Genomic DNA, 19031 nt, shown 5'->3' on the forward strand with positions numbered 1-19031 from the left:
ATATTGCAGGAATGGTTGAGCAAGGTTTTGATGTAGTAGTTACACATGGAAATGGACCGCAAGTTGGATTTATATTGCGGCGTTCCGAAATTGCACATGACACAACAGGAATGCACCTTGTACCACTAGTAAACTGTGGAGCTGATACACAAGGCGCAATTGGCTATCAAATACAGCAAGCGCTTGACAATGAATTTAAAAGAAGAAATATTGCAAAGAAAGCAGCAACTGTAGTAACGCAGGTCGTCGTGGATAAAAACGATGATGCATTTAAAAACCCGGCAAAGCCAATCGGTACATTTTATACAAAAGAACGGGCAGAAGAGCTGCAGAAAGAACATCCGGACTGGGTAATCGTGAATGATGCAGGAAGAGGTTACAGAAGAGTGGTCCCTTCACCAATGCCTATAGAGATTGTAGAACAAGATGCGATTGAGCTGCTTGTAAAAAATGGTTTTAGCGTTGTCGGTGTAGGTGGTGGCGGTATCCCGGTAGTTTACAACGAAAATGGCGAATTGGAAGGGTCTCCTGCAGTGATCGATAAGGATAATGCGTCAAGTTTGTTGGCAATAAATATTAAAGCAGACATATTCATTATTTCTACTGCCGTAGAAAAAATGTACCTAAACTTTGGTAAAGACGACCAAGTTGCCCTTGATAACATAAGCGTTGCAGATGCAAAAAAGTACATTGCAGAGGGACATTTTGCAAAGGGAAGTATGCTGCCAAAAATTCAAGCAATTGTGCGCTTCCTAGAGGCAGGCGGAAAAGAAGCCATCGTTACAAAACCTGAATTATTAGAAAAGGCGTTGAAAGGTGAAACAGGTACACATATACACCCGTAAGTTGAATCTTTATTGTTTTATAATTGAACAATAATATGTGCTTTGAAAAAAGAGCTTTCTCATTATGAAAGCTCTTTTTAAATTAAAAATGATAATTAAATTTATAAAGAATTGAATTCTTTTATAAATAATAGTATAATTTGAAAACTAACTATTCTTAAATATTTTATGCACAAAAAAAAAGAATATATTATACTTTAAACAATTTTAAAAAGGAGGTGACTCAAAGAAGCAAATATTTGGAAATAACAAACACAAAAAACAAGGAGGAAAGATTATGAAACGCATTAGGTCGTTGGTAGTAATTTTACTGCTTATCGCACTAGTAGGTGTACTTGGAGGTTGCGCGCCAAAAGAGAAAGAACCTGTGGAAGAGGAAACACTCAAGGTGGCATTCATCTATGTAGGGCCAAAAAATGATGGGGGCTGGAGCCAATCACATGATGAAGGAAGATTGTATTTAGAACAACAACTCCCATATGTAGAGACTGCATATGCGGAAAACGTTCCAGAAGGAGCTCCATGTGAAAAGGTTGTAAGAGATTATTGCAATAAAGGTTATAATGTTATCTTCACAACAAGTTTTGGATTTATGGATCCCACACTTAATGTCGCAAAAGATTATCCTGATGTAGTTTTTGAACACTGCTCAGGATTTAAAACAGCAGAGAATATGGGAAATTATTTTGGCAGAATGTACGAACCAGATTATTTAGCAGGACTTGTTGCTGGAATGATGACAAAATCTAATTATATCGGATTTGTTGCTCCATTTTCAATCCCGGAAGTCGTAAGAGAAATTAATACTTTCACAATTGGAGTTAGAGAAGTAAATCCTAATGCAGAAGTACATGTTATCTGGACAAATTCCTGGTTTGATCCAGCACTAGAAGCAAGTGCGGCAGAAACATTCCTTGCAAACGGTGCTGATATTATAGCAAGCGGAGTTGATTCACCCGCAGCACTTCAGGCAGCAGAAAAAGCAGGAAAATATGGAATAGGCTATGACATGGATATGGCTAGCTTTGCACCAGCTGCTGTACTCACCTCGCGTATTTGGCACTGGGGCATCTATTACAAACAAGTGTTGGAAGCCGTTCATAATGGCACATGGACAGCAGGCGAATATTGGGATGGTATGGAAGCAGGTATTGTCGACTTAGCTCCATATGGGCCAATGGTGCCTCAAGAAGTGCAAGACTATGTTGAAAACAGAAAACAGATGATACTAAATGGTGACTATGACCCTTTTATGGGACCAATTTACGACCAGACCGGAACATTGCGAGTAAAAGAAGGGGAAGAACTTTCAGATGGTGAAAAATTAAGTATCCAATGGTTTGTTGATGGAGTTATAGGCACAATACCTGAAGGTGGCTCTTAATTTTTAAAACGAAGTAGTTTATTAAATTTCCCAGGGCAATTGCCCTGGGAAATTTAATATTATGCATGGAGGAACAAATGGATGAAATCATTGTTCAAACCAAGGGTATAACAAAATATTTCCCTGGAGTTCTTGCCAATGACCACATTGACTTTGAACTAAAAAAAGGAGAAATCCATACACTGCTGGGAGAAAATGGCGCAGGCAAAAGTACTTTGATGAATATTTTAGATGGTATTTATCATCCGGATAAAGGCGAAATTTACATCAATGGTAACGAGGTACACATACGAAGTCCATTCGATGCTATGACAAATAGCATTGGGATGATACATCAACATTTTATGCTTGTAGATACACTTACAGTTCTTGAAAATGTAGCATTAGGACTTAAATCTCAGGGTTTCTATATTAGAAAACCGGAAATTGTAAAACAAATAAAACAAATATCCCAAAAATATCATTTTAATATTAACCCACATTCCAAAATATGGCAACTCTCCGTTGGCGAACAACAACGCGTAGAGATTATAAAAACTCTGTTCAGGGGCGCTGTGATATTAATTCTTGATGAGCCCACAGCCGTCCTTACTCCCCAGGAATCAAATGATTTGTTTAAAATACTTAAAGGATTAGTAAAAGAAGGTAAATCAATTATTTTCATCAGTCATAAATTAGATGAAGTAATGGAAATTTCAGACAGGATAACAGTTTTAAAAAAAGGAAAGGTAGTTGGAACAGTAAACAAAAAGGATGTAACTAAAAGTTATCTGGCTAAAATGATGGTGGGAAGAGAGGTACTGTTTAATTTAGAAAGAAAACCATTAAAAAGAAAAGGTGATGTTCTGAAAGTAAAAGAACTTGAAGCATATAATGACAAAGGAATTAAGGCTCTGAAAAAAATAAGTTTTACAGTTGCTGCCGGTGAAATTTTTGGCATCGCAGGTATTTCAGGTAACGGCCAAAAAATACTAGCCCAGGTTATCACCGGGTTAAGGCGAGCTACTAACGGGAAAGTAATCCTAAATGAAAAAGATATAACAAATGCTAGCCCAAAAGCTATTACAAGTAGCGGCGTAAATTATATTCCTCCGGATAGGCTTAAAGTTGGGCTTATTCCAAACCTTAATACAGTAGAAAATGCCATCCTTAGGTCCTACGACAGGGAACCAATTTCAAAAAGAAATTTTATTGATTATGAAAAAGCAACAGGGTACACCAAATCTCTCATTACAAAATTTAATATCACAGTGCCAAGAATAGATGCTCCGGCAAAGCTTCTTTCAGGTGGAAACCTGCAGAAGCTCCTTTTAGCACGAGAAATTGCCGAAAAGCCAAAACTACTTATTGCTGTTCATCCCACGCGAGGGTTAGATGTAGGAGCAACAGAATACATCAGAAAGCAGTTACTCAAGGAACGTGATAATGGTTTAGCAGTGTTGCTAATTTCAGAAGATCTGGATGAAATACTTATGGTGTCAGACAGAATTGGAGTAATATATGAAGGACAAATTATGGATGTTATCAACATCGAAGATGCTGAGAGAAATAAAATTGGATTACTTATGGCTGGAGTAGATTCTGTAAGAAATTAATTATGAAAGGACGTAAAAAATGTTACTGTTTGAAAAACGAGAAAATGTTCCTACTAAATTAAAGGTAGCCATTCCGCTAATATCTGTATTTTTGGGTTTAGTGGCAGGAGGTATTGCAATCCTTTTTACGCGGACTAACCCACTTATAGTATATCAGGCACTGATCAAAGGTGCATTTAGCAGCATCTATACGTTCTCAGAAACACTCGTAGTTGCCATTCCTCTAATCTTAATCTCAGCAGGGTTAATAGTCGCATTCAAAATGAATTTTTGGAATATCGGAGCATACGGCCAATACATTATTGGAGCTATTTTTGGATCATTTTTCGCTCTCACTATGCCTGCTACAATGTCAAGGCCACTGCTCCTTACCATTATGTGCCTTGCTAGCATTTTGGGAGGAGCTCTTTGGGGATTGATACCCGCTACGTTAAAAGCCCTCTGGGAAGTAAATGAAGTTATTTCTACATTGCTTTTAAATTATATCGCACTCTACATATTGAAATATTTGATGTATGGTCCGTGGAGAAATCCGGCAAGTCACGGCTTTCCACTATCAAAACCATTCGCATTAAATGCCCAACTTCCACGGTTATTGGTGCACACAAGAGTTCATCTTGGCCTTATTTTTGGTATTATTGCTGTAATTATTGTCTATATTCTTATTACAAAAACTAAATTTGGATATGAAATACGGGTAGTAGGTGAGAATAAAAGAGCAGCAAGATATGGAGGAATCAACATCACAAAAAACATTTTCATAGCAATGGCTATAAGTGGAGGATTAGCTGGACTTGCTGGTCTGGCACAACTATCCGGCGTTATACATATGCTGCAGATAGAGATTAACCCGGGATATGGGTACACTGCCATCATAGTTGCCTGGCTTGCTTCATTAAACCCAATTATAGCAATGTTTGTATCAGTCATTTTTGGTGGCCTGGAAGCTGGGGGATATCAGATACAAATGGCTATAAGAGTCCCGTTTGGCATTGTAGGTACTATAGAAAGTGCCGTTTTATTTTTCTTATTAGGCGGTGAAATATTAAAGAGATACCGAATAAGACTCAGGGGGAATACATCATGAAATTAACGGCTACCACAATTCTAATAACACTACTCGCCACCACGGTACGTTCTGGCACCATACTTTTGTTCCCCACTATTGGCGAAATATTTGCTGAAAGAACTGGAATACTAAACCTTGGCATAGAAGGAATGATGATTATAGGTGCATTTTTCGGTTTTGTTGTAGCATATACAACAAAAAATCCATACCTTGGATTCGTCGTCGGAATGTTTGCAGGGGGTATTGCAGCACTCATTCATGCCTTTATATCGATAACGCTCAGAGGAAACCAGGTAGTAAGCGGATTGGCTTTAACAATTTTTGGATTAGGTATCACCAGTTTTTATGGTCAGAGATGGATAAATAATAAACTGCCGGAAAGCATTCCTACTGTCGTAATACCCGGACTTTCTAAAATACCATTTATAGGTTCGGTATTTTTTAGGCAAGATTATATTGTATATTTTTCTTATATTCTTGTACTTGCCATGTGGTTTATACTCTACAAAACAAAACCAGGGATACATCTACGAGCAGCCGGGCAAAATGCAAGAGCTGCTGATGCAATGGGAGTAAATGTAAATGCCACTCGTTATTTTTGGACATTCTTTGGTGGGCTCATGGCAGGTGCTGGCGGGGCATACCTGACAGTAGCGTATGCACCTTTCTGGTTAGAGGGAATTACAGCAGGCAGAGGATGGATTGCAGTTGCACTTGTTATCTTTGCCATGTGGAATCCCATTAATGCACTTATTGGTGCATACTTGTTTGGAGGGATAACTGCTTTGCAATTCCAACTTCAAGCATCTGGCACTACAATACCTTCCTCTCTCCTTAGCATGCAGCCATACCTTCTCACTTTTATCATAATTATTATTGCAACACTCATTGTGCATGCCAGGCATCTTGGAGCGCCTAAAGAATTAGGAATACCATACACAAGAGAGGAGAAATAAGCATGAGCTACATTAAAAAATTAAAATGTTTACTATGCGGAGCAGAATACAGCCCTGCAGAGGTAAAATATACCTGTCCCAAATGCGGAGACGAAGGTATTCTTGAGATAATATATGACTACAAAGAGATAAAAAAACATTTTACAAAGGAGTCTCTTGCAGATAGTAGAGATTATTCAATGTGGAGATATTTGCCTCTTTTACCTGTAGATGATCCATCTAAAATTGGACCTCTAAAAGTAGGATGGACGCCTCTTTATTCGGCTAAAAGGATAAGAAAAAATCTTGATATGCAATATCTCTGGATTAAAGATGACGGAAGAAATCCTACCGCGTCTTTAAAAGACAGAGCATCAGCCATTGCTATTGTTAAAGCACAAGAGCTTGGAGAAAAGACTATAACATGCGCTTCCACAGGAAATGCAGCATCATCTCTTGCAGGTGCTTCTGCTTCTGTAGGATTGAAAAATTATATATTTGTGCCCAAAACAGCACCAAAGGCAAAGATTGCTCAGCTACTCGTATTTGGAGCTACTGTGCTTGCAGTGAATGGCACTTACGATGAAGCATTTGAATTATCTATAGAAGCAACAAAAAAGTTTGGCTGGTACAACAGAAATACCGCATTTAATCCATATATGGTAGAGGGCAAAAAGACAGTAGCGCTGGAGATTATCGAACAGATGAATTTTGAGGTTCCTGATTATGTGTTTGTATCAGTCGGTGATGGGTGCATTATATCTGGTGTCGCAAAGGGTTACTCCGACATGTATCACTTAGGTTTTATTAACCACCTTCCGAAGCTTGTCGCAGTGCAAGCCGAAGGATGCCAGCCTCTCGTAGATGCCTTAAATGGTGATGGCGCAGTAAAATTTGTGGAACCTGACACACTGGCAGACAGCATCGCAGTAGGCGTGCCTAGAAATAGAGTAATGGCTATCAGGGATATTGACAACTCAGAGGGATTTGGCATTGCGGTCAGTGACGACGAAATAATTGAAGCCATCAAATACCTTGGCTCAACAGAGGGCATTTTTGCAGAACCTGCCGGATCCACATCATTTGCGGGAGCACTGAAGGCCTTAAAAAATGGCAAGATATCAAAAAATGATAAAGTTGTAATAATTGTCACGGGAAATGGACTTAAAGACGTTGAAAGCGCAATAAAAGCAGGAGGAAAACCTCTTGCAATAAATCCTGATATTGAATCCATAAAAAAAGCTTTAAATAAATGACTTCGGAAGAAAAATTAGAAGTAACACAGCTACTAAAACAGCTTATTAATATAGAAAGCACAAACCCCCCTGGGAATGAGAACAAAATTGCAAATTTCATAAAAAATTATCTTTCGGAAAATAAAATACCAGCAGAACTTGTTTATCTTGCCGAAAATAGAAGCTCAATTGTCGGACGGATTGACGGTACCAGTAAACGCAATATTGCACTCTGTGGACATATAGATACTGTAAGGGTAAATAAAAATAAATGGAGCAAACCACCCTTTAAAGGAATTATAGAAAACGGAAAGATGTACGGACGCGGAGCATCTGACATGAAGGGTGGCATCGCAGCAATTCTTTACGCCGCAATTCTCTTAAAAAGAAGAAATATTATACCAGATAAAACAATTGTTCTTGCGCTCACAGCTGATGAAGAACAAAAATATAGCGGGGCAAAAAAACTCCTTGAAAGGGGCTATTTTGATGAAACTGAATTTCTTATTATTGCAGAACCCACAGATTCTAAAGTATATATAGGCGAAAAAGGAGAACTATGGATAAAAGCAATATTCCATGGAAAAGCTGCGCATGGTTCCACTCCGGAATTAGGAAATAATGCAATAATCGCAGGAAGTAAATTTGTGCTGCATGTACAAGAATTATCTGATAAAACCTTTACAGAACACTCTTATTTTGGCAAAACATCTCTTAATGTTGGGCAATTTAGTGGAGGCATCCAGGTAAACATCGTTCCTGATTACTCTGAAATAATGCTTGATTTTAGAGTAATTTCGCAGGAAAATAAAGAAAAAGCTGTTGCTCTTGTGAATATTGCAGGTAGAAAAGCTGCAGATGAAACAAATATAAAGTTTGAAAGCGAAATATTTAGTTATCATCCTCCTATTTTCTCTGATCCGTCAAATTTTTTCGTAAACAAATTCATTCAAAAAACACAAATTGAACAAAGAGGAATAATAGGTTATTGCACTGATGGTGCCACAATCATACCAAAAAAACAAATACCATTTGTTATTTACGGTCCGGGAGCAATTGCTCTGGCACATCAACCGGATGAATATATCACGCTAAATTCTTTATATGAAGCAGTCGACAATTTCGCTGCATTTTTAATGAAATAATAAAATAAGTTTGTTTTCTGTATGAATTGAATAAAAAATCTTTACTCTATTGGAGAAATACCTACAACTCTTTCTCTGTTAACTAACATAAAATCAACTTTTTGGACTTCCATCGTTCCCTCTACCGATTCAATTTCTGCACCGGTTATTGCTAAAAAAGATCGATCTTTCATAAATTTATTTAATGCATCAGAAAACCTCATGTTTGCCGGAATATTTATTGTCCCTTTTATGATAAACGATTGAGTGAAAATCAAAACATGCATTCTCACGGTATTCAATCCTAATGCCATTTAAGATACCTCCTTTTTTTACTAAAAACTTACGTAACTACTTTAATAAATTTCCCTCTCTCAAAAACTTATATTTTTAAGTTTACAGGCATTAAATAAAAAATAAAGCAGGGTTAACCCTGCTTTATTTTTTATAGCTACTTTTTCTTTGCGTCTTTTTGTTTTCTTTTTACACTAGGCGGCACATAAAATCGCCTCTTCTTCAACTCAGAGTACAATCCTTCTTTAATACATTCTCTTTTGAACCTTCTCAAAAGATCTTCAATAGACTCATTTCCTCTTTTTCTTACGTTTGCCACAATATTACTCCGACTCCCATAGAAGCCCGAACTTCGCCTCCCTTCACCTTTAACTTTTTATTTTATTAGTTTATAGGTTTATTGTTATGTGTCAAGGGTACGAATTGCCTCATCAAAAATCTATACGAAATAGTACGCCCATTCATTGAAATCTATATGAAAATTTTTCTTGACCTAATCTAGAAAAACTGTAAACTTTGCTGGAGGTGGTAAAGATGTTTTATATTTCATTAGATAAGCAAATGACAAAAAACGATATAGCAAAAATTATTGATCATACTCAATTAAAAGCAGAAACTACTTGTAATGATATTATTCGCCTTTGCAATGAAGCAAAAAAATATTCTTTTGGCGCCGTATGTGTAAATTCAGGATATGTTGCTCTTGCAAAAAAACAATTAACAGATACTTCGGTAAAAATTGCATCCGTAGTAGGATTTCCTTTGGGAGCCATGGATAGCGCTGCAAAAGCTTTTGAGGCAGAAAGAGCAATTACATTAGGGGCTAATGAGATAGATATGGTAATGAACATAGGAGAGTTCAAATCTGAAAATTATAAAAAGGTAGAAGAAGATATAAAATATGTTGTAAAAGCCGTAAGTCCCGCCATAGTAAAGGTCATCATAGAAACAGCTTTGCTTACTGCAAAAGAAAAACCAATTGCATGTTCAATAGCAGTGTCAGCGGGAGCCAAATATGTAAAAACATCCACAGGTTTTAGCAAAGGTGGAGCTGCAATTGAAGACATAAAATTAATGCGTATGGTAGTTGGAAAAAATATAGGCGTAAAAGCATCGGGGGGAATTCATAGTTTTGAAACAGCAGTTAAAATGGTCGAGGCTGGTGCTTCCAGAATTGGTGCAAGTAAAAGTGTCGAGATAATAAGTTAATGGGGTACCTCTCGGTTAAAGGTATAACAATATCTGCCTACCCGCATAAAGAAAAGGATAGAGTCGTGATACTTTTTTCCGATGAATTAGGGAAAATTAAAGCAAACATGCGCTCCGTGAGATCCGTTAGCTCCAAGAGATCCGGCCTCTCAGATGAATTTTTATATGAAAAAATTCTCCTTTACCGGAAAAACAACTGGTTTACCGTAACGGATGTAACCCTCATAGATGCATTTGTGGAAGCCAAAAGCAAGATTGATAACTACAAAGTATTTTCATATATAAGAGAGCTCGTTATATTGCTAATGCCTTTTGAACAACCGGACCATAGAATATTTAATTTAATCTTAGATACTCTTAGAATGCTTGAATTAATAGATGCCCCGGATACGATACTGGTTTCTTTTGTTCTGCATTTTTTAAAATACATCGGCTTTCCAGTAAAAATACCCGAAGAAACGAGAGATATCTATTACTTCCTACCGGAGTCAGGAGGATTTAATAATTTTAAAGGCATAGCCGTAGATCAAGAAGTAGTTAAAGAAATTATTTTTCTCTTCGACACGCCCATAAAAAATATTAATCCAGTAGATAATGCAAAAATAATTTTACGATTACTAAACAATTTTATTGCATATCATGCGGATTCAAGTCATTTTATTAAATTCCTTGAAACAATTGAAAAACTCAGTAATATATAATAAATTTTAGCTAGAGGTGATTTATGGATTTTCAAGAAATGATTTTTAAATTAGAAATGTTTTGGAAAAAACAAGAATGCGTACTATTGCTTCCATTTGACGAACAAATAGGAGCAGGGACACTAAGTCCTTACACATACTTAAGAGCGTTAGGGAAAAAACCGTGGGCAACTGTATATTTACAACCTTCCAGAAGACCTGCAGATGGAAGGTACGGAGAAAATCCCAATCGGTTATATATACATCATCAAATGCAAGTCATCATGAAACCCCCACCGAAAGATATCCGGGAAATATATCTCAATAGCCTGAGGTCATTAGGGCTCAAACTTGCTCAACATGAAATTAAATTTATTGAAGATAATTGGGAAACAGCAGTGCTGGGTGCACAGGGCATCGGCTGGGAAATAAGGCTTGATGGACTAGAAATCACACAATTTACGTATTTCCAGCAGGCAGCCGGCATTGATCTTGATCCGGTCTCAGTAGAAATAACATATGGCTTAGAAAGACTTGCAATGTTTATTCAAAAAAAAGACAGTGTGTTTGATATCCAATGGAATGATGATTATACATACGGCGACTTAAGAAAAGACATGGAGCGTGAAGAATGTGTTTATGCCTTTGAAACAAGCAACCCGGACAAACTCTTTAATCTCTTTAATATATATGAAGAAGAGGGGGTAAACAATCTAAAAAAAGGAATTCTTTACCCCGGATATCAATACCTGTTAAAATGTTCCCACATCTTCAATTTGTTAGATGCAAGGGGTGCCATAAGCATATCCGAGAGAGTGCAAATTATTTCACGGATACGAAAAATGGCAAATCTTGCCGCAAACATTGTGCTAAGTAAGGAGGAAAATAATGAAGGATTATCTGCTTGAGATATATGTCGAAGAAATCCCTGCACGCTTCCTAAATAATGCAGTAAAAGATCTTAAAACGATTGCTGAAAGTGAATTAACAAAATACAATCTGCACTACGAAGATATTTCTGCATTCGGCACTCCACGGAGACTTACTGTTTATATTAAAAATTTGGATGAAAACGAATCTGATATAGAAGAAGAAATAAAAGGTCCGCCAACATCCATTGCAATAGGAAAAAACGGAGAACATCTCGTGCCGTTTAAAAAGTTTGCACTTTCAGCGGGTGTTCCCGAAGAAAGCCTTTATATAAAAGAAACTTCGAAAGGCAACTATTTATTCACCAAAAAAATAGTCAAAGGAAGGAAAACAGAGGACATTCTGAAAATATTTTCCCCACGGTTAATCAAATCTTTAAAATTTCCAAAAACAATGCATTGGGATAGTAAAAGTATTAAATTTGTTAGGCCTATTCGTTCTCTTCTTTCACTATTTGGAGAAGACCTGATAAATTTTACTTATGCAGGAGTAGAAACAGAAAACAGCACATATGGCCTCGGAATCAACCAATCAAACAAAATCCAAGTAAAAAACCCGGCTGATTACTTTAAAAAACTTAAAGAGAATTACGTTATTCTTTCATACGATGAAAGAAAAAATAATGTCGAAAAAAATGCATTTGCCCTTGCCAAAAAAATCAATGGGACGCCGCTATATTCACATGATTTTTTAGAGGAAGTAGTAAATCTCACGGAATATCCTACGCCCTTCCTTGCAACGATTGAGAAGGAAGAATTTTCAATACCGCAATGTATTTCTATACGCGTCATAGAAGACCACATGAAATCTTTCCCTTGCGTAGATAAAAACGGAAAGCTTCTTCCATACTTTATTGGAGTAAGAAATGGTTGTTCTGATTTCATTGAAATTGTCAAAGAAGGATACGAAAAAGTAATTAAAGCAAGAATGCTTGACGGAAAATTCTTTTTTGAGGAAGATAAAAAAATCTCCTTGCCAACCCTTGTTAATAAACTTTCAGAAGTTGTTTTTTTGAAAGAGTTGGGCACAATGAAAGACAAAACTGACCGATTAACAATACTTTCGGATTTCATTTCCACAAAAATCGGATTAAATAATAACCAGAACAAAGCATTGAAACGAAGTGCGTACCTATCTAAAGCAGATCTTTTAACAAATGTCGTCAGAGAATTTCCTGATTTGCAGGGAGAAATAGGAGGAATATATGCCGAGTTACAAGGCGAAGAAACAGAAGTATATGAAGCAATAAAAGACCAGTATCTTCCACGCTTTGCCGATGACAAATTTCCAAAAACATTAATAGGCACTTGCCTTTCTCTTATCGACAAAATAGACACGTTGACAGGTGGCTTCGTCATAGGCATTGCCGTTTCTGGCTCTAAAGACCCATACGGGCTCAGAAGGGTTGGCAACAGCGTAGTACAGTTACTCTTTTCTATTGATATGGAATCTTTCCCTTTGAAAGAACTCGTGCAAGTATCAATTGGCTTACACAAACCAAAAAAAGAAATAGAATCCGAAAAAATATCAAAAAATATTGATTCTTTTTTAAATGAAAGGGTCAAAGGAATATTAAAAGAAAAAAATATCAGATATGATATAATAAATGCCGTTACGGCGCTACCACTTGACCTAATCACTACATACAAAAAAAGGGCAGAGATATTAATGAATCATATAAACGACGAAGAACTTGCATCTATAGTGCTAACAAACAAGCGAGTAAACAATATCCTGTTAAACACAAATATCTTTTCAAAAACCATAGACAAAAAATTTCTTTTTGAGAAAGAAGAAGAAGGTCTCTTTGACACAATTCAACATACCAAAACAAAAGTTGAAAATGGACTTAAACAAATGAATTATGAAGAAATTATAAAATTGCTTTACAGTTTGTCCCCTGTAATTTCGAAATTCTTTGATAAAGTACTGGTTATGGATAATGACGAAAAAATCAGAAAAAATCGGCTTGCTATGCTAATAAATTTAAAAGAACTGTTTCTCAAATTTGCGGATTTTTCGACAATCGTTATTGAAAAAGAAAAAAATGTATAAATCTTTGTTTTTTCTATTAAATACGTATAATAAATAGGTGCTAAAATTGCTAAGGAGGTTATACGATAATGGCAGATAAAAAAGTTTATGCCTTTGAAGAAGGCAATGGTAGTATGAAAAATCTTTTGGGTGGAAAAGGCGCAGGGCTTGCAGAAATGACAAAAATTGGGCTTCCTGTTCCTTCCGGGTTTATTATTACTACAGAAGTTTGTAAGGAATATCAAAAAACAAAAAAGATAGACGAAGATCTAACCGGTGAAATATTAGAACATCTTCATAAATTAGAAGAAAAAGCTGGCAAGATATTCGGCGATAAAACAAACCCTCTACTTGTATCAGTTCGCTCAGGCGCGCCAGTCTCCATGCCGGGCATGATGGATACCATTTTAAACCTTGGCTTAAATGACGACACTACAGAAGGATTGAAAGAGCTCACAAATAACGAGCGATTTGCATATGATAGCTACAGAAGATTTATTCAAATGTTCGGGGAGGTTGCAATGGGAATCCCTCATAGTGAATTTGCAAAAATCCTTGCTAACCATAAAGAAAAACATGGATTAAAAAACGACACAGATCTCACTTCTGAAATGCTAAAAGATATAATAGCAGACTATAAAATACTTTACCGAGAAAAAACAGGAGAAGAATTTCCGCAAGACCCGATAACGCAATTATTCAACTCCATTGAAGCTGTTTTTAAATCATGGAACAATCCAAGAGCCATTTCATATAGAAACATTAATAAAATTAGTGATGAATTAGGTACTGCAGTAAATATTGTAATGATGGTATTTGGAAATATGGGTGATGATTCTGCAACAGGTGTTGCTTTTACAAGAAACCCTGCCACAGGAGAAAAAAAACTATACGGTGAATTTCTTACCAATGCGCAAGGAGAGGACGTAGTAGCAGGAATAAGAACTCCACTCCCAATTGATAAACTAAGAGAATTTTCCCCTCAGATATTTAATCAACTTAAAGAAGTGGGAGATAAATTAGAACAACATTATAGAGATATGCAGGATATGGAATTCACTATAGAAAAAGGAAAGCTCTACATGCTTCAGACAAGATCAGGTAAAAGAACTGCACAGGCAGCCGTAAAAATCGCCGTTAATATGATTAATGAAAATCTCATAACAAAAGAGGAAGGTATTCTTCGCATTACTCCAGTGCAAATTGACCGCTTGCTCCACAAAATGATTGACCCAACCGTGAAAGTAAATCCAATTACAAAAGGCCTTCCTGCTTCACCTGGTGCTGCAAGTGGCAAAGTTGTATTTGATGTAAAAGAAGCTACCAGGCGAGGAAAGGATGGAGAGGCAATAATACTTGTGCGCTTGGAAACTACTCCGGAAGATATTGAAGGTATGGCACATTCAGAAGGCATTCTCACTACACGTGGGGGTATGACAGCTCATGCCGCAGTAGTAGCGAGAGGAATGGGCAAACCTTGTATTGTAGGCGCAGAAGATATAAAAATTGACGCAGAAGGTAATAATTTCACCACAAATGGAATTGAAGTTAAAAAAGACGAAATTATTACAATAGATGGTTCAATGGGAAATGTTATTCTTGGAGAAGTGAGAATGATAGAACCAGAACTCACACCAGAATTGAAGCAGTTACTCGCCTATTCAGACGAATTAAGAGAATTGGGAATAAGAGCAAATGCAAATACGCCAGAGGAAGCCATAAAAGCGTTAGATTACGGCGCTGAAGGAATTGGATTATGCAGGACCGAAAGAATGTTTCTGAGTCCTGAGCGACTTCCTCTCATGCAGGACATGATTATCTCGGAATCAAAAGAAGAGCGCAGTATATCGCTCGGTAAATTGAAAGATATGCAGAAGAAAGATTTTTACGATATCCTAATAGCAATGGACGGACTTCCTGTCATCATAAGACTTTTAGATCCACCACTTCACGAATTTTTACCTCAAAAAGAAAGGCTCGAAAAAGAAATTGCAGATCTCAGAGAAAACGGAAGTGATCCGGAACTTCTTAAGAAAAAAGAAAAAGAGCTTCAACGATCACAGGAACTTGCTGAATTTAATCCAATGATTGGTTTTAGAGGTTGTCGAGTTGGCATTGTTTACCCTGAGATTTATGAAATGCAAGTAGCTGCAATAATTGAAGCTGCGATTCAGTTGAAAAAGGAAGGACGCGATCCTAAACCCAAGATTATGCTTCCACTTATTGGTCATGTCAATGAAATGAAAGTCCTCAGAGAAAGAGCTACAACTGTCATAACAAACATATTTAGAAAAGAAGGTACAACCATCGATTACCAAATAGGAACAATGATAGAAGTGCCACGTGCTACTCTAACTGCTGATCAAATTGCAGAATACGCTGATTTTTTCTCATTTGGCACAAACGATCTTACGCAAGCAACATTTGCATTTAGTAGAGATGATGCCGAGGCCACATTTATTCCAACTTATCTCAAGGATGGAATACTCCCCACAGAACCTTTTATCACAATAGACCAAGATGGTGTGGGAAAACTTGTCAGGATAGGTGTTGTACTTGGAAGAAAAGCAAAAAACAATCTCGAAATAGGTATTTGCGGTGAACATGGTGGTGATCCGAAATCTGTTGAGTTTTTCCATTATGCAGGCCTCGATTATGCAAGCTGCTCGCCCTTTAGGGTTCCAATTGCTCGCCTGGCAGCTGCGCAAGTAGCCGTAAAAGAAAAACTCGGAAAGGAATAAAGTGCTGCGGCAAGAATACGAAAAATTAGAAACAGAGTTGTTCTCGCCCTTTGCTACACTGAGCAATAAAACAAAGGGGAGAACAACTCCGGAAACAAAAGATTCTCATCGCACAGAGTTCCAAAGAGATGTGGACAGAATTCTTTATTCCAAAGCATTCCGTAGATTACAATATAAAACTCAGGTATTCATAGCCCCCAAGGGTGATCACTATCGCAATCGTCTCACGCATACGCTTGAAGTAATGACGATCAGCAGATCAATTTCTCGGACTCTACGCTTAAATTCGGACCTTACCGAAGCCATCGCGTTAGGACACGACCTGGGACACTCGCCGTTCGGACATGCCGGAGAAGCAATTATCGACAAAAAATGCAAAGAGTATAGTTCGCGCATACATTTTTCCCATCCCGAGCAAAGCCTAAGAGTCGTAGATATTTTAGAAAAAAGACTAAAGTCAAACGGGAAAACCGTTTTTGGATTAAACCTTACATATGAAGTAAGAAATGGAATATTAAAACACAGTAAGGGGTTAGCAAATCTATCGGAATTAAAAAATGTTGATATGCCAGCAACCCTGGAGGGACAAATAGTAAGAATCGCCGATCGTATTGCTTATATTCACCATGATATTGACGATGCAATACGAGCAAAAATTATAAACGAAAAAGACATACCCAATTCAATACGTCAAATATCGGGAAAATCAAATTCAAAAAGACTTTCGACAATGATTCTTGATACAATAGAGGCAAGTAAAGGTAAAGATAAAATTTGCATGAGCAAAAATATAGAAAATACTATGGATGAACTGAAAAATTTTCTTACAAAGAAAGTATATATCGGTTCATCTCCCAAAAAAGAAGAGAAAAAAGTATTCAGAATGATGGCATACCTATTTGACCATTATTACAATAATCCAAAAGACATGGGAGATTACTTAAAATATCATCCAAGCGTACTTAAAATTAAAAACCCAATAAAATATATCAAAAAAGACAAAGAAAAAAGGCTACAGGTAATTTGCGATTACCTTTCATCAATGACAGATCGCTTTGCAATTCAAAAATTCTACAATATCACCACCCCAAATCCATTGCCGATAAGCGATTAATCCCGGTTAATTCGCCGCTGAACCACATAATGCAGCTCCATAAGGATTATTTGTGTAGTATATATCGTATATATTTTATTTTTAAAAATTAAAGGAAATTTATCTATTTCTTACGTATTTATATATAATGAGAGACTTAAAAGATTATATCGATGAATTGCACGAAAAAGTAGACATTGTATCCACAATAAACCAGTACGTCAAATTAAAAAAAAGAGGACGCAACTATGTGGGATTATGTCCTTTTCACGAAGAGAAAACACCTTCATTTGTAGTAAGCCCTGAAAAACAAATATTCCATTGTTTTGGCTGCGGAGCAAGTGGAGATGTGATAAAATTCCTTATGAAAATAGATGGAATGGATTTCAAAGAAGCAATCACTATACTTGCCCGGGATGCTGGAATGCCTCTCCCGACATTTTCAGGCAAAAAAACTGACAAAACAGAAAAAGATAATTTACGTGAAGCAATACAAGCCACGTCAAGTTTTTTCCAGAAACAAATTACAAAAGATGTCTTACTGTACCTTTCACAAAGAGGAGTAACTAAAGAAAGCATCGAAAAATTTCAGATCGGTTACGCTCCTCAAAACGGAGATAAACTCATTACTGCTATGAAAAAGAAAGGCATTTCACAAAATTCACTACTTGCTGCTGGTATCTTAAAAAAAATGGATGATGGAAAAATCAAAAGTTACTTCAGAAATAGAATTATGCTCCCCATATTTGATATCCAGGGAAAAATTGTTGCATTCGGTGGAAGAGTATTTGGAAAAGGAGAGCCAAAATACCTAAATTCTCCCGATACCCCAATTTTTTCAAAAGGAAATTTGCTCTATCCAATTAACATCGCAAAGGAAGGTATAAGAAAAGAAAAACAAGCAATTATTGTAGAGGGGTACTTCGATGCACTTATTTTGCATCAATCAGGTATTAAAAATGTAGTATCGTCGATGGGAACATCCTTTACAAATGCACAAGCAGGACTAATCAAACGCTACACAGACAATGTTTGCTTTTTTTATGATGATGATGAAGGCGGAAGAAGGGGAGCTGAACGAGCAATAGAAATATGTAGCAAAAAAAATCTTACTGTAAAGATAATAGTAGAAGGCAGTGGGCATGATCCAGATGAAATCGTATTGAAAAAAGGTAAAGATAGTATTTTGAAGCTTATCGACAATGCAAAAGATCCTCTGGATTTTATTACTTCCTTTGAATTAAAAATAGAGGGAAACAATCCTTCGGGAAAAGGAAGAGTTGCAAAAAAAGTGCTGGAAATTATAGATAAAATATCTAACAAAATAGAGGCATATGAATACATCAAACAATTAGGTACAATTTTGAACATTGACCCTTCTATTCTTTTCAATCAATATACTCCTGCGTCAACAAAATACGGGAGACAAAGAGAAAAATTAAATGTAAATAATATAATGTCAAATACGGAAAAATTACTCACACAGGCAGTTATTCAAAGACCAGAAACATTATATAAAATATTAGAAAAAGTGGACATTAATTATTTTCCAGATTCTCGTTACAGAAAAATATTCAATAGGGCAAAAAAAGACATCGAAAAAAAAGGAATACCGGATACCAGGAATTGGAATGACCTTGCAGAGGATGAATTTTCATTAGCTACAGCACTTTCCATGGGAGATCCCTCTTTAGTAAGCGATGAAGCAATAGAACAGGCAATAAAGAGAATGAATAATTATATTACTCAAGCCGAAGCACTAGAACTATACAACGAAATAAAAGAGACAAAAGACGAAGACGAACTTAGAAAAAAATTGGAAAAATATCAACAAATCATTGAAAAATTAAAAAAGAGGTAGCA

16 protein-coding genes are annotated in these 19031 nt (G+C 36.5%); 14 read left to right on the plus strand and 2 right to left on the minus strand.

The annotated features are described in order from the left end of the window. The 7 genes from arcC to U9Q18_02105 all read left to right on the plus strand — a co-directional run. Window positions 1-845 (plus strand): carbamate kinase (gene arcC / locus U9Q18_02075; GenBank protein MEA3313146.1); only part of this gene is annotated, 845 nt, incomplete at its 5' end. Window positions 846-1122: 277 nt separating this feature from the next. Continuing rightward, the gene (locus U9Q18_02080) at window positions 1123-2229 is read left to right on the plus strand and encodes a BMP family ABC transporter substrate-binding protein (GenBank protein MEA3313147.1); all 1107 of its coding nucleotides are present in this window, start codon (window positions 1123-1125) and stop codon (window positions 2227-2229) included. A gap of 77 nt (window positions 2230-2306) precedes the next feature. Continuing rightward, entirely contained in the window at window positions 2307-3824 is a 1518-nt protein-coding gene (locus U9Q18_02085) for an ABC transporter ATP-binding protein (protein ID MEA3313148.1), read from the plus strand. A gap of 19 nt (window positions 3825-3843) precedes the next feature. Then, entirely contained in the window at window positions 3844-4911 is a 1068-nt protein-coding gene (locus tag U9Q18_02090; GenBank protein ID MEA3313149.1) for an ABC transporter permease, read from the plus strand. Continuing rightward, window positions 4908-5849, plus strand: a complete 942-nt coding sequence (locus U9Q18_02095; GenBank protein ID MEA3313150.1) for an ABC transporter permease — start codon at window positions 4908-4910, stop codon at window positions 5847-5849. The genes U9Q18_02090 and U9Q18_02095 overlap by 4 nt, the downstream gene beginning before the upstream one ends. A gap of 2 nt (window positions 5850-5851) precedes the next feature. Beyond that, on the plus strand, window positions 5852-7084 hold the full coding sequence (locus U9Q18_02100; protein ID MEA3313151.1) for a threonine synthase: 1233 nt from the start codon (window positions 5852-5854) through the stop codon (window positions 7082-7084). Then, on the plus strand, window positions 7081-8208 hold the full coding sequence (locus tag U9Q18_02105) for a M20 family metallopeptidase (GenBank protein ID MEA3313152.1): 1128 nt from the start codon (window positions 7081-7083) through the stop codon (window positions 8206-8208). Before U9Q18_02100 ends, U9Q18_02105 begins: the two co-directional genes overlap by 4 nt. Before the next feature lie 41 nt (window positions 8209-8249). Here the strand turns inward: U9Q18_02105 and U9Q18_02110 are convergent, their stop codons facing one another. Together U9Q18_02110 and rpsU are read right to left on the minus strand one after the other, a co-directional pair. Continuing rightward, entirely contained in the window at window positions 8250-8501 is a 252-nt protein-coding gene (locus U9Q18_02110) for a hypothetical protein (GenBank protein MEA3313153.1), read from the minus strand. A 137-nt stretch (window positions 8502-8638) separates the two neighbouring features. Further along, window positions 8639-8800, minus strand: a complete 162-nt coding sequence (rpsU, locus tag U9Q18_02115; GenBank protein ID MEA3313154.1) for a 30S ribosomal protein S21 — start codon at window positions 8798-8800, stop codon at window positions 8639-8641. Between the two features lie 215 nt (window positions 8801-9015). Between rpsU and deoC the strand changes: the two genes are divergently transcribed. The 7 genes from deoC to dnaG all read left to right on the plus strand — a co-directional run bounded on the left by deoC (window position 9016) and on the right by dnaG (window position 19029). Further along, window positions 9016-9690 (plus strand): deoxyribose-phosphate aldolase, encoded by a 675-nt coding sequence (deoC, locus tag U9Q18_02120; GenBank protein ID MEA3313155.1) that lies wholly within the window; start codon window positions 9016-9018, stop codon window positions 9688-9690. After that, window positions 9690-10391, plus strand: coding sequence for a DNA repair protein RecO (recO, locus tag U9Q18_02125; protein MEA3313156.1), 702 nt, complete (start codon window positions 9690-9692; stop codon window positions 10389-10391). The genes deoC and recO overlap by 1 nt, the downstream gene beginning before the upstream one ends. Window positions 10392-10414: 23 nt before the next feature. Continuing rightward, window positions 10415-11278, plus strand: coding sequence for a glycine--tRNA ligase subunit alpha (locus U9Q18_02130; protein ID MEA3313157.1), 864 nt, complete (start codon window positions 10415-10417; stop codon window positions 11276-11278). Further along, on the plus strand, window positions 11259-13355 hold the full coding sequence (gene glyS / locus U9Q18_02135) for a glycine--tRNA ligase subunit beta (GenBank protein ID MEA3313158.1): 2097 nt from the start codon (window positions 11259-11261) through the stop codon (window positions 13353-13355). Before U9Q18_02130 ends, glyS begins: the two co-directional genes overlap by 20 nt. A 68-nt stretch (window positions 13356-13423) precedes the next feature. Then, entirely contained in the window at window positions 13424-16075 is a 2652-nt protein-coding gene (gene ppdK, locus U9Q18_02140) for a pyruvate, phosphate dikinase (protein ID MEA3313159.1), read from the plus strand. 1 nt (window position 16076) lies between these two features. Continuing rightward, window positions 16077-17189 (plus strand): deoxyguanosinetriphosphate triphosphohydrolase, encoded by a 1113-nt coding sequence (locus U9Q18_02145; protein MEA3313160.1) that lies wholly within the window; start codon window positions 16077-16079, stop codon window positions 17187-17189. A 127-nt stretch (window positions 17190-17316) separates the two neighbouring features. Next, window positions 17317-19029, plus strand: a complete 1713-nt coding sequence (gene dnaG, locus U9Q18_02150) for a DNA primase (protein MEA3313161.1) — start codon at window positions 17317-17319, stop codon at window positions 19027-19029. The last annotated feature ends 2 nt before the right edge of the window (window positions 19030-19031 follow it).

The sequence above is a fragment of the Caldisericota bacterium genome (genome assembly GCA_034717215.1).
Classification (GTDB): Bacteria; Caldisericota; Caldisericia; order Caldisericales; family Caldisericaceae; genus UBA646.

Coding starts and splice junctions, on each gene's coding strand:
- U9Q18_02080 (MEA3313147.1), top strand. CDS start 1,123: ATGAAACGCATTAGGTCGTTGGTAGTAATTTTACTGCTTATCGCACTA.
- U9Q18_02085 (MEA3313148.1), top strand. CDS start 2,307: ATGGATGAAATCATTGTTCAAACCAAGGGTATAACAAAATATTTCCCT.
- U9Q18_02090 (MEA3313149.1), top strand. CDS start 3,844: ATGTTACTGTTTGAAAAACGAGAAAATGTTCCTACTAAATTAAAGGTA.
- U9Q18_02095 (MEA3313150.1), top strand. CDS start 4,908: ATGAAATTAACGGCTACCACAATTCTAATAACACTACTCGCCACCACG.
- U9Q18_02100 (MEA3313151.1), top strand. CDS start 5,852: ATGAGCTACATTAAAAAATTAAAATGTTTACTATGCGGAGCAGAATAC.
- U9Q18_02105 (MEA3313152.1), top strand. CDS start 7,081: ATGACTTCGGAAGAAAAATTAGAAGTAACACAGCTACTAAAACAGCTT.
- U9Q18_02110 (MEA3313153.1), bottom strand. CDS start 8,501: ATGGCATTAGGATTGAATACCGTGAGAATGCATGTTTTGATTTTCACT.
- deoC (MEA3313155.1), top strand. CDS start 9,016: ATGTTTTATATTTCATTAGATAAGCAAATGACAAAAAACGATATAGCA.
- recO (MEA3313156.1), top strand. CDS start 9,690: ATGGGGTACCTCTCGGTTAAAGGTATAACAATATCTGCCTACCCGCAT.
- U9Q18_02130 (MEA3313157.1), top strand. CDS start 10,415: ATGGATTTTCAAGAAATGATTTTTAAATTAGAAATGTTTTGGAAAAAA.
- glyS (MEA3313158.1), top strand. CDS start 11,259: ATGAAGGATTATCTGCTTGAGATATATGTCGAAGAAATCCCTGCACGC.
- ppdK (MEA3313159.1), top strand. CDS start 13,424: ATGGCAGATAAAAAAGTTTATGCCTTTGAAGAAGGCAATGGTAGTATG.
- dnaG (MEA3313161.1), top strand. CDS start 17,317: ATGAGAGACTTAAAAGATTATATCGATGAATTGCACGAAAAAGTAGAC.